The organism is Clostridium niameyense (genome assembly GCF_001243045.1).
Classification (GTDB): Bacteria; Bacillota; Clostridia; order Clostridiales; family Clostridiaceae; genus Clostridium_F; species Clostridium_F niameyense.
The window spans coordinates 1,218,428-1,235,081 of sequence record NZ_LN849007.1 but is presented as its reverse complement, the minus strand read 5'-3'; the positions used below and the strand labels follow the sequence as shown (position 1 = coordinate 1,235,081).

Sequence of the window (16,654 nt, the reverse complement as noted above, 5' to 3'; positions counted from 1 at the left end):
AACTGCTTTATACTGCTATAAAAAATATTCTTCTTTTTTAACTTTTCTAAAAAACCTTCCAACATCATGAATAGAATCTGTTACTATATAGTCTTTAAGAGCTTCAAGTAGTCTTTTTCGATACTTACCTTTCTTACTTATTCTAAAATCTAAAATAGCAATAAGCCCTGTGTCTGTTTCACATCTTATAAGCCTTCCCATACCTTGCTTTAGTTTAATAAGCATCTCTGGAAATATAATTTGGTCAATAAATTGGCTTAGCTCTTCATATTGTTTTTTCTTATAATCAAGAATTGGTGTCGGTGTTGGAAATGGCAGATTTACTATTATAAGTGATGAAAGAATATCCCCAGGGCAATCTACTCCTTCCCAAAAGGAACCTGTAGCAAATAAAACTCCGTTTCTGCTATTTTTAAATTTTTCTACTATGTTTTTTTCACTTTTATCCATTTTCATAACTGGATAATTTATTTTATGACGTGCTACTTCATATACTTTAGACATTAAAGAATATGAAGTAAATAGAATTACTGCATGTCCAAAAGTAACCTCCACTATTTTTATTATTTCGTCTGCTAATACTTTAATATATTCCTCGCTTTGTTTATTGGGAAAAGGAATATTTTCACTGATATATAACAAGGTATTACTTCTATAATCAAAGGATGAGGGTAAACTAATTTCCCCCAAACAACTTTTACTTACATTATCTATTCCAGCTTTACTTTTATAATATTTAAAACCTCTGTCGTCAGATAATGTGGCTGAAGTCAATATTTTAGGAATACCATTTTTCCATAATATTTTATTGAGCTGCTCTTCTATGTCTATAGGTGTACAGCAAAGACTAATTAATTTCTTACTTTTAGGATTTTCAAGCCAACAAGTGATTTTATTTGTATTCATAAAAACTTTAATCTTTTTCTCAATTTCTTCAATCATAATTTCTAAACTTCTTCCTTTAGAAATATCTTCTTCACAATGCCTTTTGATATCACTAATGTTTTTGTACATATTGTAAAGTATATTTTTTTCATACCTTTCTATTTCTATATTTATTTTTGACTCTTCTTCTCCTATCATATCTATATTTATTTTAGATATTAAACTATTAAAAAATTTATTTCTTAAAGCGCTTAACTCTTGTAATTTTTCTTTAGCTTTTTTCAAATATGTCTTATTACCTTTTAGACTACTATTTAAAATGTTACTCATTACAGTTATATCTTCACTTCCAAAACTTTCTCCAAGTATTTGAATAGCTGCCTCAGGCAATTTATGAGCTTCGTCAATAACTGCTACAAAGTGTTCTGGAATAAGAGTCCTTTTCCCTAATGATCGTTTAACTGAATCAGCCAAATAGTAGTTATGATTACATACTTGAAAATCATGTTTTGAGGATTTAAGATAATCCATGTACTTTATATAATTACATTCATTAAAGTGTGGGCAAGAACTGCCACAACCTTTAGGAACATTAATCTTTTGAATAACATGATTCTTCAACCCCTTATATTTATCTAAGTCAATTCCATTATGTAGAATTCCAAGTTCATTTAACTTTATCAATAACTCTTTGTCCACAGCTTTTTCACTATTTCTTAGATAATTTATTAATCTATTGTATCTATTAACACAAAGATAGTGCTCTTTCCCCTTTCTTAAAACTGCGCTTAAATTGTTCTTTATAATCTTATTCTTCTTTAAAATATTAGATAATATAGGTACGTATGTTTTTACAATAGCTTTTTGCAATTCAATACTGGATGTTGAAATAACACAAGGAATTGCTATCTCTTTATTATTTAAGGATGTGCACAATCCTGACTTAATTCTTCTTTGCCTTTCATAAAGAACATATACAATACTAGCTACTATATAAGCATAAGTCTTACCTATTCCTACTGCTGCTTCACAAATTTCAATATGATTCTTATTAATACCTTTATACATTACTTTAGAAAGTTCTATTTGATTTTTTCTAACCTTAAATCCATTTTCAGCCATAAGCTTTGTAAAAATAAATTCAATCATGTCCTGTGGATCATCTTTAAGAGTCATTTCATAATAAGGTGTATTAATAAATTTTTTTATGAGCTTATTTCTTATATTATCTGAATACTCCTTTTTGCTTCTTAAAATAGATACCATAACATTGCTTATACTAGAAATTACATAATAAGTATTGATACTTTTATTTTCTTTCATAATAAAAATATAGCTTTTATCAAAAGTAAAAAGATATTTATATATTCCCTTAATTCTATGATTTTTAATGTACTTTTCTAAATTAAATTCATCTACTATTTTTATATCATACATAATCTTCTCTCCTCATATTATATGTACAATACCTGACAGCACAAGAATACGGTGGATATTAAATATTCAAACTCCACCGCATAGTTTCTGCTGTCAAGCAAGTTGCTTAAACAGTAATTTTTTGTATCATATTTGTTCTCAACCTCCCTGATACAACTTAAGGGGATATATCAAGTTGTTTTTAGAAAAACATCATATAAGCTAACATGGCTATAAGTTCTCAAGCCAAATGAGCGTTATCCCATCATTCCTTGTGGGCTGCCCAATGCCGATAAGCGTTCAAGGCAGAAGTATCATTATTTATCCCTTTGCTTATCATCGCAATTAGTCTTTCCACAGACTATTTAAAGCCAGTTTTAATCGCTCGCATATATAATGGTCATGGCGCTCTGATTATGTTGCTTACCATTTCTAGTAGCAAAGGTAGTTCTCCTGATATACCGTATATTAAGTTTTCAAGGAGCTTTTGAAGCACTTACAAAAATGCCTTCACTATATAGCCTTGGAATAAGCTTAAATGTTACATTTTCAAAGAAATTTTTATATATTTTTTTCAATCATTGATTTTAACTTTGCTAAAACTCTTATATGCCTTTGCCTCGCAGTAGTATTTTTAATTTGTAGCTTTATTGCTATTTCATTTAGAGAAAAACCATATCTGTACCTAAGTTCTAATAATTTAAAATCTGACTCATTTAGTTTTTTTAAAGCCTGTAACAATTTTTCATTGCTTATTAAATCTATAAAATCAAATAAAGCTTCCATTTCTTTATTAAAGCTTGTACTATCTTTTTCACAAAAAATCCCTACTGGCACATTAAGATTTTCTAAATATTCAAGAGAAATATTATGTCTGTAATACCTCCTTTCATTGTTTTTTTCTTTCTTTAACTCTTCTTCAATAACCATCTCAATCTCTAAAAACTTTTCTTCTTTTTCTTCATTTAACACTATTAACTACTCCTTCCTTCTTAAACGCCAAAAAGAGCCGTACGAAAAATCGCACGACTCTTTTTGAGATTATTTATATTGAGTTTAGAAATTTATGGCATAAAAAAAGCCCTTCCATGCTTTAATTAGCATTTCAGGACTTTCAAGACTCCATAATATTCCTATTGTATATATGTTAACAGTATTAAATTTTAGTGTCCGTACCAAAATAGTGCCTATTTAGTCTCAATATTTTAGAATTGAAATATTATTAAATCATATTAATAATTCTTGGTAATTCATATCCCCATAAAATTATTCCTAATAAATTAATAGCTTCTCTTTTCATTCTAAAATAAGTGCTCCTAGACATAGAAAATTGTTCTAATAAATTAGATTCTCCAGGTTTATTTACTACCATAAATGAATGTTTTAATAATTCATAATAAATTTCTCCATTTGATGGATAGCTCTTCAAAATTTCCATAGCTCTATCAATAACCTTAACAATGGAATTACTATAAATTATATTTTTAAGGCGTTCTTCTAACCTTGATTTATTTATATCTTCATCCAAAATATCTATAAATTCTTTTAATGATAAGGTTGTGCATTCTGAACATTCTTCATAAATATCAGCAAGCTCATTATTTATCTTCCATAATACTTTGGGATACATTTTTAATAAAATCTTTGTATTATGATAAAAGTGCTTTTTATTATCCTTAATCTCTGTTGGTATTTTTATTAAATCCTCTAATTTCTTAGTCATTTTATTCCTCCTTGCATTTTATTTTTATATAAAAACTGTCTTAAAATGAACTTTATACACAATATGTTGATTTTCAATATAATAATAATCAATATATTGTGTTTTCTTTATGTTTTAAGACAGTTTATGTTATTTTTTTAACATTTTAAATGTTATATAAGTCTAGTAATGTTTCTTTTAGGTTATTGAAGCTACATAGTAATATTTTTCTATATTAAGTTTTCAAAGAACAATAAAACTAACTAAATTACCTGCTTATTATATAGCCACGCGAGAACAAAAAAAGGGACAAATATTTTAAAATTTTTTAAGTTTTATCTAAAAATTTTTTAAGCTTTGCTAAAGCTCTTATATGTATTTTTTTAGTTGCATCATATTTTATTCCTAATTTTAAAGAAATTTCGTATAGTGAAAATCCTAATCTATACTTAAGTTCAATAACTCTTATATCTAATTGTTTTAAAATTTTTAAGGCTTTTGCTAACTCTGGATTTTTAATTAAGTCAATAAAATCTAATGGCTCATCAAATTCCTTTTCATAGCCAAACCCACTTTTTAAATATTGGAATTCTACGGGTACATTTTGTTTTTGTAGATACTCAAGTGAAATGTTATGTCTGTAATATCTCCTATTATGATTTTTTTCCTTTCTTTCTTCTTCCTTCATGAACTCCATCACTTTTTCATAATTATTGTTTTCATTTATTTTTTCAGACATTTTTCTACTCCTTCCACAAAAATAAGGAAGCTCTATGGCTCCCCCTCTAATAAATTCTTATTGTTTTTTATTTTATTTTTTATTTGTTGAAATATTGTCCATCCCTTATGCCTACCTTTTCCCCAAAAAAGAAGAGCCACATAAAAACTATGTGACTCCCTTAAATTATTTATTGTATATTTGTTATTGTTCTCTATTTAAAGCCTTTTCTCCATACATATGTGAAATTTCTTGCATCTCTATTTAAAGTTTGAATTTATCTGATTTTTCACTTAGCTCATTTGCATTATTATCTAAATCTTTTATCATATCATCTATTTCTGATATATTTTTATTTACCTCTGTTATTGAGGATGCTATTTCTTCTGTAGCTGCTGATATACCTTGTGTTAAACTTAATACTGAATTCATAGAATTATTTACCATATCCTTTTTATTATAAGTTTCTTCTATTTTGTCAACATTGTTTTTTATATGTTTCGGAATCTCTTCTATAAATCTTATAACTTCTTTAAGAATACCTTGTGTTTCATTTATAGTATTTCTTTGAATTTCCGAAGATTGTTTTGTTTTTATAACACTTTCTCCTGAATACTCAATTGCTTTTATAAGCTCATTTATATGTTCATTTATTTGATCTGTAGCTTCCTCTGTTTGTGATGATAAATCTTTTATTCCTTGAGCCACTACTGAAAAACCTCTTCCAGCATCTCCTGCTTTTGATGCTTCAATAGATGCATTTAGTGCCAATAAATTAATCTGCCTAGATATATTTTCTATGGTATTTATTATCTCAACTATTGTATTTGATTTTTCATTTAATAAATTCATATTATTGGCAGTTTCTTCTGATAAATTAAAGTTTTCTGAACTTTTTTCTTCTAAATCTTTTAATATGTTTAGTACATTAGAATTCAGTTTTCCTGCATTAACAGCTTCATTTTGCAAAAGTAAACTTGTGTCTTTAATAGAACCAATATTATTAGTTAAATCTGCTACTGCACTAGCACTTACTTCCATATCCCTTGTAGTATCCCCTGCAGCACAAGTAATTTCTTCTATTGCTTCTGTTATATGTTGTGAAGCTTGAAGAGTGCTTTCACTAGCTTCATTTACATACTTAACCTTTTCATTTATTTTTTCTGAAACACTTTTAAGACTTATTATTATAGATTTTATTTCATCTAAGGTGTTATTTAATATATTAGCCATATATCCTAATTCATCCTTTGAATTAACATCTGTTTTAGAGCTTAAATCTCCATCACCTATTTTTTTCATCAATTCGATTAATTTGTTTAATGGCTCAACTTTCTTAGCTATCATAAATCTTATTAAAAATATGCTTAATACTAAGACAACTACAGTTACTATTAATATTTTAAGAAATATTTGAATTATATTCCCATAAAAATCTTTATAATAGCATCCTACATTTAAATACCAATCCCAAGGCTCATAATAAGCCACAGCATTTACTTTATCTCTGGCTTTCTTTTCTCCAGGATTTTTCCATGAAAATGTTATTATTCCGTCATTTTTAGGATTTTTTCCTTCATCAATAATAAGTTTAGTAACATTTTGTCCTTTATTATCAACTACCTTTGAAATATTCTCTCCTTCCTTAAAAGGATGCATCTTTTCATTTCCATTGCTATCTATAGCATACATATATGCTTCAATATCAAGCTCTAATTTTTTATTTAATCCTCTAGTCTTACCATCACTGCTTTTCTTATTTAACATTTTGGTTCTAAATATTTCCTGTGCTTCCTCTCTTGTTATCTTAGAATTTTTAACTTGAGTTTCTAGCATGTCCATCATTTCAATACCCATATTAATTCTATTTTTTAAAGCTTGTTCCCCTAGTTTAGTTAGTGTATTTTTCGCGCCAATAAATGAAACAAAAGTAACTACTACAATTGAAATAAAAAATAAAATAAACATTCCAAGATATGACTTAAATAATCTTTTCTTTATTCCATCATTAGATTTTTTAAACATATTACTGCTCCTTTATTATTCTTTAATTCTGTTAATTTGCTTCTTTTCTCTTAAACTCCTATAAATAACTTCTCAATTTTAAACTTTAAATCTTAGAACCATTTCATTAAGTTCTTGTGCAAGTTCTGCCTGACTTTGAGCTGTATGTGCTACTTGTTCCATAGCTTTAGTAGATTCATTAATACTTTCTTGTATTCCATTGGAATTTTCTGAAGATCTTTGAGCCATTTCTGCCATATTCTGAACTGCTTCGCTAACTTGATTTATGGTTGCTGAAATTTCTTCTGTCATTGAGGCTAGTTCTTCAGACATGCCATTTACAAAATTTCCATCATTCTCATACTGCTCTCCTACATGTACAAAAGTTTCAAATTGAGGAACAACTTTATCACTCATAAAATTTAATAATCCACTACTATTTTTAGATAAATCTTTAAAAGCTCCTTGTACTTTTTCTATAGTAGATTTAACATTTTCTACAGCAATTGAAGATTGTTCTGCTAGTTTCCTTACTTCCTCTGCAACTACAGCAAAACCTTTTCCCTGTTCTCCTGCCCTTGCTGCTTCTATGGCCGCATTAAGTGCTAATAAATTAGTTTGTTCTGATATACTTGCAATGGTATCTGCCATAACTTTAATATCTTCAACAACTTTTCCCTGTTCAATATTCTTTAAAACTTCTTTTTCCATTTCAATATAAATCGTTCTCGTGTTTTTAACTGCTGATTTACTATCTTGTTCAACCTTAGTTGCCCTATCCTTTATTTCAATGGCATTACTACTTCCATCCACAGCTTTATTTGATAATACAGAAACACTAGAATCTACCTCCTGCATTGATGCTGAAACCTCTTCTGCTGTGGCACTGGTTTCTTGTACTCCAGAATTAATCTCTTTTGTTGAGGCATTTATACTTTCAAATTTTGAAGTCATTTCCTCAACAGTTGCTGACAATTCCTCACTGGATGCGCTTATCTCTTGAGCACTATTCATAACACTTTTTATTAAAGAACCTACATTTTCTTGTGCCTTATTTAATGCTTCACCTATTTGTCCAAGTTCATCAACTCTTTCTATTTTTACTGGAATTGAAAAGTCATAATTAGATAATCTTTCAGCTAGAGCTTTTATATCATTTAATGCTTTTTTTAGACGCTTCAATGCTAAAAATCCAAGTAAACTAAAAAATATGCTCATAGCAATAATAAAAATTGTAATCATTGTGATTGATCTACTATACACCTTTGCATCATCATCTGCCGCTTCTTCTACCCATTGTTTGTTTAATTGCACTAATCTATCTAATTGAATTCTCATATCATTTCGTGCCTTTGTAATATTTACAAATTTACTTGTACCCTCACCTATGTTTCCATTAGAAATTGATTTTTCATATTCATATCTATAATCCCTATATTGAGCAAGTTTTTTTTCAAACTCATTAAATATCTTCTTTTCTTCCTCATCATCAATAGTTGATTTATAAATTTTAATTTGCTTATCGTTATCTTTTTGTAAATTATTGATTTGTTTTCTTAATTCATTTATTTCATTTTTATCCTTAATATACATCATTAATTTTTCATTTTGATAAATATTTAGTAGATTTTTATCTATTTTATTAATAGAATTAAGTGATGGTATAGTAATATTATTTAAATATTTAGCTGACTTATTAATTTTGTTCATGTTAAGTATTCCTACGCCACCAATAATCATCATTGAAATAATAGCTATAAAAATCATTGCTATTACTCTAGTGGATATTGTAAGTTTTTTAAAAAAATTCATAATTTATCTCCTCCTTCTTAATATGCATAAATATTTTTATTATGTAATTTATGTAATTTTTTCTTAGCATATTTTACATCTTAAATTTATTCATTTTCAATATTTTTTCAAAAATGATGCTTTTTATTGCAAAAACGATAATATTTTTCAAAATTTTTCAATATATAACTTAATTTAGAAAAATAAAATACAATTCTTAAGTTTTATAAATTAATTTGTAATGGATATTAGTTCCTTTATAGTTTGATTCTTTATATTTACATTTGAATTAATAGACTGTATTATTGATTAGGCAAAATAAATATTTTGTATAAAATTTATTCAATTCAGCATTATCTAAATTTACTGATATTACATTTTATTTCATTTTACCCAATATATTGTTTGGGATTAGTAAAAATAAACCATTATATATTATTAAGTTGAATTTTTTTCATAAAAACTTTGATTATTTTCTATCTTTTGGTATAATTATTATACAAAATATTTATTTTGTACAATTATCCAAAGGAGAACAACTATGCAAAAAAATTCCGACAAAAAAATGAAATATTTAACACAACAAGAAGCAACTAAATTTTTTAATGCAATTATGTCTTTAGATAGCTCCCATGCCGTTAGGGACTTAGCATTATTTAGAGTGGCTTATAGATGTGGTTTAAGAGCATCTGAAATTTCTCTTATAAAATTAGATGATTACAATGAAAATAATGGAGCTCTTTACTGTAGAAGATTAAAAGGTAGTAATAACAATACCATAAGACTTGATCTTAAAACTAAAAAAGCTCTTGATACATATATAAGTAATTATAAAATATCTTGTAATTCTGAAATATTATTTAAAAGCCAGAAAAACAATCCTATTTCTAGACAAACTCTTGATTATTTAATGAAAAAGTATTGTAAAATAGCCAATATTAGCGATAAAAGCAAACATCATTTTCATACCCTTAAACACACAACCGCTGTTCATTTAGCTGAGTCGGAAATGGATATTAAAGAACTTCAATGGTGGCTTGGGCATAAATCTGTTTCTAATACTGAAATTTATTTTCAATTTACCACAAAACAACAAGAAAAAATGTATATGAAACTTGAACAAACAAGTGAAATGGTATAAGTATATATATTAGTAATAATACAAGGTGTTTTAAAAACACCTTGTATGTTAGATACAGTCATAATTTTAACCTATAAATCTTAGATAGCTTCTGCTTTAATCTACTTTAAATCCAGATATATTATTATTCAAATTAACTATCATTGAAGAAAGATTTGATATAGATGTAGAAATTTCTTCTGTTGATGCTGATTGTTCTTGAACCGAAGCAGCAATATTTTGCATATTATCAGAATTATTTTTTGTTACCTCAGTTATATTTTTGAATGCTCCTTTAATTATTTCAAAACTATTATTTATTTCTCCTAATATTTCATTAGCATTGTCCACCCCTGCTACAGTATTTTTGCTTCCCTCCAAAATAAGTCCTAAAGTTTTTATTGTATCATTTAAAACCTTAAACTCTTCATCCAGTTCCTTTATTACTTCTTGCATGCTATTTTTTATTGAATACACATTGTTTTGAACATCTTGAATAAATGGAACTATACTTTTAGTTGCACTTTCTGTTTCATCTGAAAGTTTTCTTACCTCCTCTGCGACTACAGCAAACCCTTTACCCATTTCTCCTGCCCTTGCTGCTTCTATTGAAGCATTTAAGGCTAGAAGATTGGTTTGGTTTGAAATACCCTCTATCAACTCTATAATTTTACTTATTTCCTTTGAATTTGTATCAAGTTGTGTCATTTTTACATCCATTTCATTTATTGTATCTTTTAATGAATCTAACTGTTCTTTAGTATCTTCTATTTTAATATTTCCTTTTTCAGATTCATCTTGTGATTTTTTAGCATTATATACAACATTTTTTACTATTTTATTTATAGATTTTATCTTATTAGTCATTTCTTCAACCTTTACAAATAGAGCCTCAACTTCGTAGCTTTGTTCATTACTTCCCTGCGAAACTTCTTGAGCTGAGAATGCTATGCTTTCATTAGCTTCACTATTCTCAAAAGCTGAATCGGATATTTGAGCTGAAATTTCTTTTGTAATTTTAGAAGTTTCTAGTATTGATTTGATTATTTTCTCAATGTTTTCAATAAATAAATTAAACCATAGTGAAAGTTCTCCTATTTCATCTTTTGTAGTTATATCTATCCTCTTTGTTAAATCTCCTTCACCACTTGCAATTTCTTTCATTCTATTTTTTATATCATCTATTGGTTTTATTACCCCTTTGTGAATAATACTAAATGCTAATAACATTATAATAATCATTAAAAATAAAAAAATATAAGTATTTATTTTAGATTTTTTTATTTTTATAACCGATTCATCATCAAAATGATTTACTAGTTCATTTAATTCTTTTACTACCTCATCTACATTTTCATTTACATACTGGATACTAGCTTTCTTTAATACTTCATCATTAGAATTTATAATATTATTATATTTCTCTTTCATTTTATTCCATTTTTTATTAACTAAAGTAATATGTTCTATTTCTTCTTTGTTATTTATTCCATCTGTACCTAATTTGTCGCTTCCTTTTTCTATACCTTGAAGAATTTCATCAAAAATACCTATTTCATTTTTTATTGTTTCTTTAATCTTATTCCTTTTATTATTATCCTTCTCATTCATGTATAGATGAGCAGTATAAGCCAATTTATAACTCCTCATCCTTTCACTCCCTGACAAATTGATAACAGTAGAATCTCCTTCAATTTCACTTAGTGTATGAAAAAATTTAAATGTTGCAGCCACCATAATTATACCTACAAACATCATTAATAATCTTAATTTTGTTCTTATTTTCATATTAATACCTTTAAACTTCATTTGTTACCCTCCTTATTCTAATTAAAATCTAAAAACCTACTGCTATTATGTATAATGACTATATTTTAAATATTTTCAAATGCAATATTTTTAGCACTTTCTTCATGAAAAGAATAGCTAACAACGCCTTTAATATCTCCAAATAATCCTAGCGTTAACATTACACCTAAGCTATTTATAGTCTTTTCTTTAATACTAATACCTTGCTTTTTAATCTCTTTAAAGCCAAGCTGAGACATTATATTTAAACAAGAATCTATAAATGGATTTATATGTTTCACATCCATTTAATGTCCTCCATTCAAAACATTTAATTCTTTTTTATGTAACACACTTCTATAAAATTGTTTTATTAATTCATTTATTTCATTTTTATCTTCTCATAAATATGTATAAGTGTACCTATTATGTAAATTTTATATTTTATATTTTTCTCTTTATAAAAATACACCTTCTATTTAATTATTTTCAATATTTTTTCAAAAACGATGCTTTTTATTACAAAAACGATTTATAATTAAAAATATATAATCTTTACCTTAAACAGGTTACTTATTTATTTGAAATTAAATTATGCAAAAAATAATTTATATAATATATTTAAACTGGAGGTTTTGACTATGTACAATATAGCCATTTGTGAAGATAATACTATTCAATTAAAACAAATAAGTAATTTATTTAATAGGTACTCAATTAATGAAAATGTTAAATTTAATATTGATACCTTTTATACAGGAGAGCAATTATTAGCTCAGGATTATAATCATTATGATATTATAGTTCTAGATATTCAAATGGCCCAACTAAATGGTATAGAAGTAGCTAAAATAATTAGAAAATCAAATGAAACTTTAAAAATTGTATTTATAACTGCTTTAGAGAAATATTGGCCTGATGGATACACTGTAAATGCTTTTAGATATTTTCTAAAACCTTTGGATGAAGATGTTATTTATAATGAAATAAAAAACTTAATTGCAACAATAAATAAAATATTTATTACTGTCGAAAATAATGGAATCCTAAAAAAAATATTAATATCTGACATAACACATTTAGAAATTGCGGGTAGAAATGTAATTATTCATACTAACAATTCTAGAAATTATGTTAGTTCATATAAGTTGAAACATTGGAATGAAAAATTACAACCCTTTGGTTTTGCTAATCCACATAATAGTTTTCTAGTAAATTTAAATTACGTTGTAGAAATTCACAAAGATAGAATAACTCTTCTAAATGGAGAAACTTTATATGTTTCACAAAGAAAATTTAAAGACTTCAAAAAAAAGTTTATGGAATTTTTGGGTCAATTATAAAATTATTGATATTTAATATATAATAAAGAAAGTGGGATTACATGATGAAAATTAAACTTGAAAAGAAATATCTATACATATTAATGATTTGTGTAGTATCTATAATATTTTTCTCTTTTTGTTATACATACAATATGAAAAAAATACATAAAAACAATTTAAAAGAACTAAATAATACTATAATGGAATTAAAAGAAAATAGATTGAAGGAAATTATTGACAGGACAATACAAGAAATTGACATAGAAAGAGAATTTATTTTAGAGGAATCCTCAAAATCACTTCAATCTTTTATTAATAATTTATACTCTATTCAATCATACAATATAGATTTTAAAAATAAGGAATCCTTAAATAAATTTTTTTCTCCATATATCAAAGCCAACCCTAAATTAGAAATCTTAATTTGGGATAAATCCTATAATACATTAATATATACAAGTAATCCAAAAATAAATGTTAAAAACTTTGAAAATGAAAAACACTTTATAAATTATGTAAATAACTACAAAATAAATACATATAAATATATAGAAAAAAATAATAATATTATAGCTTTATGTATTTCTAATGATACCATTGAAGAAGCTGTGAAAAATAGAGTGAAAAATAAAATCAAAAATACAAATTTACATGATAATGGTTACATATGGATAAATCAGATAATAAATTATAACGGTGGGGATGAGTATGCCATAAGATTGATCCATCCTAATCTTCTAGAAACAGAGGGTAAAAAATTATCTACTAATACTAAAGATGTAAAAGGTAATTTACCTTATTTAAATGAACTACAAGGAATTAAAAAAAATGGTGAGATACTCCATGATTATTATTTTAAAAAGAAAGATTCAAACTATATTAGTCATAAATTAAGCTATGCAAAACTATATCCTAAATATAATTGGATTATATCTTCTGGATTATATTTAGATGATTTAGAAGAATTAATTAGCAAAAAAAACAAAGTCTTTCACAGAGATATGCAGTTGCAAATCAATACCACTATAATAATAGCAATACTTTGTTTTGTTATATCCGGGATAACTGGCTTTGTATTACTAAACTCAAAAAAACTACAAGAAATAGCTTTAGTAAAACAAAAAAATGATATTACTACCCAACATTATAATATATTAGAAAGCAAATATGATAAAACTAATGAAGTTATTCACGATATAAAAAATCATTTAATATGCATAAATGCTTTAGCCAAAGATGAGCAATCACAAAAGGTCATGGAATATGTTAAAAGTATAAACGAAGATATAAATCAATTATCAGATATTGTTATAACTAATAATAAAATACTTGATATTATTATTAATTATAAAATTCATTTAATGAAAAAATATAATATTAATTTTAAATATGAAGTTCAATCAGTTAATTTAGATTTTATACAAAATAAGGATATGTGTGCTATAATGAGTAATTTATTAGATAATTCAATAGAAAGCTGTATTAAAAGTTATAATAAAAATATTTTATTAAAGTTTCATTGTTTTAATAAATCTTTTATTGTAATAAAACTTATAAATAGTTGTGATAAAAATCCCATCCTAAAAAATAATAAATTAATATCTAGTAAACAAGAAATAACTTGTCATGGTTATGGCATGAAAAACATTGAAAAAGCCGTTAATAAATATTCAGGAAATATGACTTGGAAATATGATGAATTAAATAAAGAGTTCACTACAATTATCATGTTTCCCATAACTACACAACTAAATTAAAGGAGGATAATTTTCTCCTTTAATTTATATACATGACTTATTCATCTTATTTCACAAAGTGTAAGAATGACAGCCCAAAACCTAAATCATAAAACTTAGTTCAAGATTTCTTTAAAAAATTGTATACTTAGTCTTGAATTTACAAAACAATTTATCTTAGCATTGCCGGATCTAATTAAAAATGGACACACGTACAGTTTAAAAAATATTCCACAATTTCAGATTTTACTGTACTGTCTGTCAGCACTAAACTATATATTTAAAACAGTATCTTACTTATAGCTTTAATTATTATTAATATTATTATACTTATCTTTCAATATCCCTATAAAACTTATATTATATAGTTCATGGAGGATACAAATTGTCCCCCACCCCATGACATAGTAAATTTAATGTTGGTATTCTTCCAATATGCTTAATTTTTTTACCTATTTTATAAAAAATCATGGGATGACATTTATTTTTACATATATAATTTATCGTCTTTAAACAAGTAATCATTACTATATTTAATATGCCATTGTTTTCTTTCTCTAAATTATTTTCTACATCACTTTTTTCTTCTTTATAATAATCAAAACCAACTGCTTCAATACCCTCTAGGTCAGTTTTATTTTCTTCCGGCTCTATCGCATTTTCCTCTTCAAACTCCTTATTATTATCATTAGTTTTAACATTACCATTCTCAAAACCTATTTTCAGCTTATAAAGATTCGAACTTTGTCCACCATTATCCCTGTATCTTTCCTCTTTAATTAGGAATCCTTCTTTTATAAGAACCTTCATAGTTCTTTGTATTGTCCTTTCTGACACACCACAATCACTAGCTATAGTTCTTACAGAAGGAAAGCAAGTTCCTTCTGCATTAACTCTATTTATAAGATAAAACATTACTTGTTTTGCTCTGCTTGGTAGGTTTGATTTATATACTTTATCAAGTATCTCACCTTTTTTCATTACAACTTCCTCCTCCAACTATATCTCAACAATATAATCTTTAACTATATATCTATATATTTTTTCATTGCTTTTCCCATCAAATAAACTTGGAGAATATGTGCCAAAATAGATATTAGCTTTAACATTATCAAAGCTTTTTCTTATCTTTAAGTTATCTTCATTAGATATTGAAGATAAAAGAATATTATAGTTGCCTTCTTGAATGAATTTAATTGACTCATAAGTATCTATAATCTCATAAGGTTTACTTCCACTACATAACACTTTAATATCACAGCTTTTAAATATTGCTACACTCCCTTTATTTAAGTTTCCTAAATCAAAAACATTAAAGTTATATTCATTAGGGAATTGCTTGTTAGGATAATACTCAATTCCTCTGTACTTATAATAATTCTCCACTTTTAAAAATTCATAGTATGCTGCAATTTCTTTTAAATGCTCATTGCTATTAGCTTCTGTATAACTAACCTTAGCTCCTATCTCAAATAAAAATCTTGCTATATTAAAAGCAGTTGTAGTTGTACCAACTCTTGATGATACTCCTGCAACTGCTATTTTTATATTTTTATGCTTAAATACATATTGATTTTTAAAGGATTCTTTTAAATATTGATTTATGTCATTTTGCTCTCTCCACTCATCCTCTATCATTCCCTCATTACTTATACATTTTAAAATTTCATTTTTAATCTCTGGTATTTCTTTAGGTATTACAATGTTATAAATCTTCTCTTCTATAAGCTTTGATATAATTTCATCCTGTCTATCCATTCCTTCTGCAAAAATAATAATTCTAGAATCATACATAGTTTTAAAAGCTATTATTGCCTCAATTATTTCATTTTCAGTATCCTTAAGAGCTTTTAGATCAATTGCAAAATATGAGTAATGACTGAGATTTCTCATATCATGAATTACAAATTTTTTTAAATAGAATTCCCCTGATAGCCTCTTTATAACCATACCTTTTTCTTTTGATAAAAAATCAAATATCTCTATATTTTCATTGCTTGAAAGATACAAAAGCACTGCTATCACTCCTTTCAATTTTATAATCTGATGGTATATCTATAGATTTTTGTTTAGGTTTATAAGTAAAAAGTAGTATAAGTCCTACTATTACAATAGTTACATATATAAATAATTCGATTAATAATTTCTTTTTCAAATTCTTCTACCTCC

Annotated in this window: 14 protein-coding genes; 3 read left to right on the top strand and 11 right to left on the bottom strand. The window is 26.0% G+C overall.

Annotated features, from left to right (window positions below; translation table 11 throughout):
• Positions 1-15: 15 nt before the first annotated feature.
• The 6 genes from BN1711_RS06875 to BN1711_RS06850 all read right to left on the bottom strand — a co-directional run bounded on the left by BN1711_RS06875 (position 16) and on the right by BN1711_RS06850 (position 8,537).
• The gene (locus BN1711_RS06875; protein WP_050607430.1) at positions 16-2,322 is read right to left on the bottom strand and encodes an ATP-dependent DNA helicase; all 2,307 of its coding nucleotides are present in this window, start codon (positions 2,320-2,322) and stop codon (positions 16-18) included.
• 540 nt (positions 2,323-2,862) lie between these two features.
• Positions 2,863-3,273 (bottom strand): RNA polymerase sigma factor, encoded by a 411-nt coding sequence (locus BN1711_RS06870; RefSeq protein ID WP_243128213.1) that lies wholly within the window; start codon positions 3,271-3,273, stop codon positions 2,863-2,865.
• A gap of 250 nt (positions 3,274-3,523) precedes the next feature.
• Entirely contained in the window at positions 3,524-4,024 is a 501-nt protein-coding gene (locus BN1711_RS06865; protein ID WP_050607429.1) for a hypothetical protein, read from the bottom strand.
• Between the two features lie 307 nt (positions 4,025-4,331).
• Positions 4,332-4,742, bottom strand: coding sequence for a sigma-70 RNA polymerase sigma factor region 4 domain-containing protein (locus BN1711_RS06860; protein ID WP_050607428.1), 411 nt, complete (start codon positions 4,740-4,742; stop codon positions 4,332-4,334).
• Between the two features lie 243 nt (positions 4,743-4,985).
• A complete protein-coding gene (locus tag BN1711_RS06855) occupies positions 4,986-6,746 on the bottom strand; it encodes a methyl-accepting chemotaxis protein (protein WP_050607427.1) in 1,761 nt (586 codons plus the stop codon).
• A gap of 78 nt (positions 6,747-6,824) precedes the next feature.
• Positions 6,825-8,537: a methyl-accepting chemotaxis protein gene (locus tag BN1711_RS06850; protein WP_050607426.1), complete on the bottom strand. Its 1,713-nt coding sequence runs from the start codon at positions 8,535-8,537 to the stop codon at positions 6,825-6,827.
• Positions 8,538-9,057: 520 nt separating this feature from the next.
• Here BN1711_RS06850 and BN1711_RS06845 point away from each other — a divergent pair.
• Positions 9,058-9,657 carry a tyrosine-type recombinase/integrase gene (locus BN1711_RS06845; RefSeq protein WP_050607425.1) on the top strand — a complete coding sequence of 200 codons (600 nt, stop codon included), beginning with the start codon at positions 9,058-9,060 and terminating at the stop codon, positions 9,655-9,657.
• Between the two features lie 96 nt (positions 9,658-9,753).
• On the opposite strand, the gene BN1711_RS06840 is transcribed toward BN1711_RS06845, so the two are convergent.
• Complete coding sequence (locus BN1711_RS06840) at positions 9,754-11,445, bottom strand: methyl-accepting chemotaxis protein (protein ID WP_050607424.1); 1,692 nt, start codon at positions 11,443-11,445, stop codon at positions 9,754-9,756.
• 65 nt (positions 11,446-11,510) lie between these two features.
• On the bottom strand, positions 11,511-11,732 hold the full coding sequence (locus BN1711_RS06835) for a hypothetical protein (RefSeq protein ID WP_050607423.1): 222 nt from the start codon (positions 11,730-11,732) through the stop codon (positions 11,511-11,513).
• A 333-nt stretch (positions 11,733-12,065) separates the two neighbouring features.
• Between BN1711_RS06835 and BN1711_RS06830 the strand changes: the two genes are divergently transcribed.
• Positions 12,066-12,767 carry a LytR/AlgR family response regulator transcription factor gene (locus tag BN1711_RS06830; RefSeq protein WP_050607422.1) on the top strand — a complete coding sequence of 234 codons (702 nt, stop codon included), beginning with the start codon at positions 12,066-12,068 and terminating at the stop codon, positions 12,765-12,767.
• A 134-nt stretch (positions 12,768-12,901) separates the two neighbouring features.
• A complete protein-coding gene (locus BN1711_RS06825) occupies positions 12,902-14,506 on the top strand; it encodes a cache domain-containing protein (RefSeq protein WP_243128211.1) in 1,605 nt (534 codons plus the stop codon).
• Positions 14,507-14,854: 348 nt separating this feature from the next.
• Here the strand turns inward: BN1711_RS06825 and BN1711_RS06820 are convergent, their stop codons facing one another.
• From BN1711_RS06820 to BN1711_RS12545, 3 genes are read right to left on the bottom strand one after another with little or no spacing between them, the layout of a single operon-like run.
• Complete coding sequence (locus BN1711_RS06820) at positions 14,855-15,466, bottom strand: helix-turn-helix domain-containing protein (RefSeq protein ID WP_050607420.1); 612 nt, start codon at positions 15,464-15,466, stop codon at positions 14,855-14,857.
• An 18-nt stretch (positions 15,467-15,484) separates the two neighbouring features.
• On the bottom strand, positions 15,485-16,501 hold the full coding sequence (locus BN1711_RS06815) for a hypothetical protein (RefSeq protein ID WP_050607419.1): 1,017 nt from the start codon (positions 16,499-16,501) through the stop codon (positions 15,485-15,487).
• On the bottom strand, positions 16,476-16,640 hold the full coding sequence (locus BN1711_RS12545) for a hypothetical protein (RefSeq protein WP_164995934.1): 165 nt from the start codon (positions 16,638-16,640) through the stop codon (positions 16,476-16,478). The genes BN1711_RS06815 and BN1711_RS12545 overlap by 26 nt, the downstream gene beginning before the upstream one ends.
• Positions 16,641-16,654 lie beyond the last annotated feature (14 nt).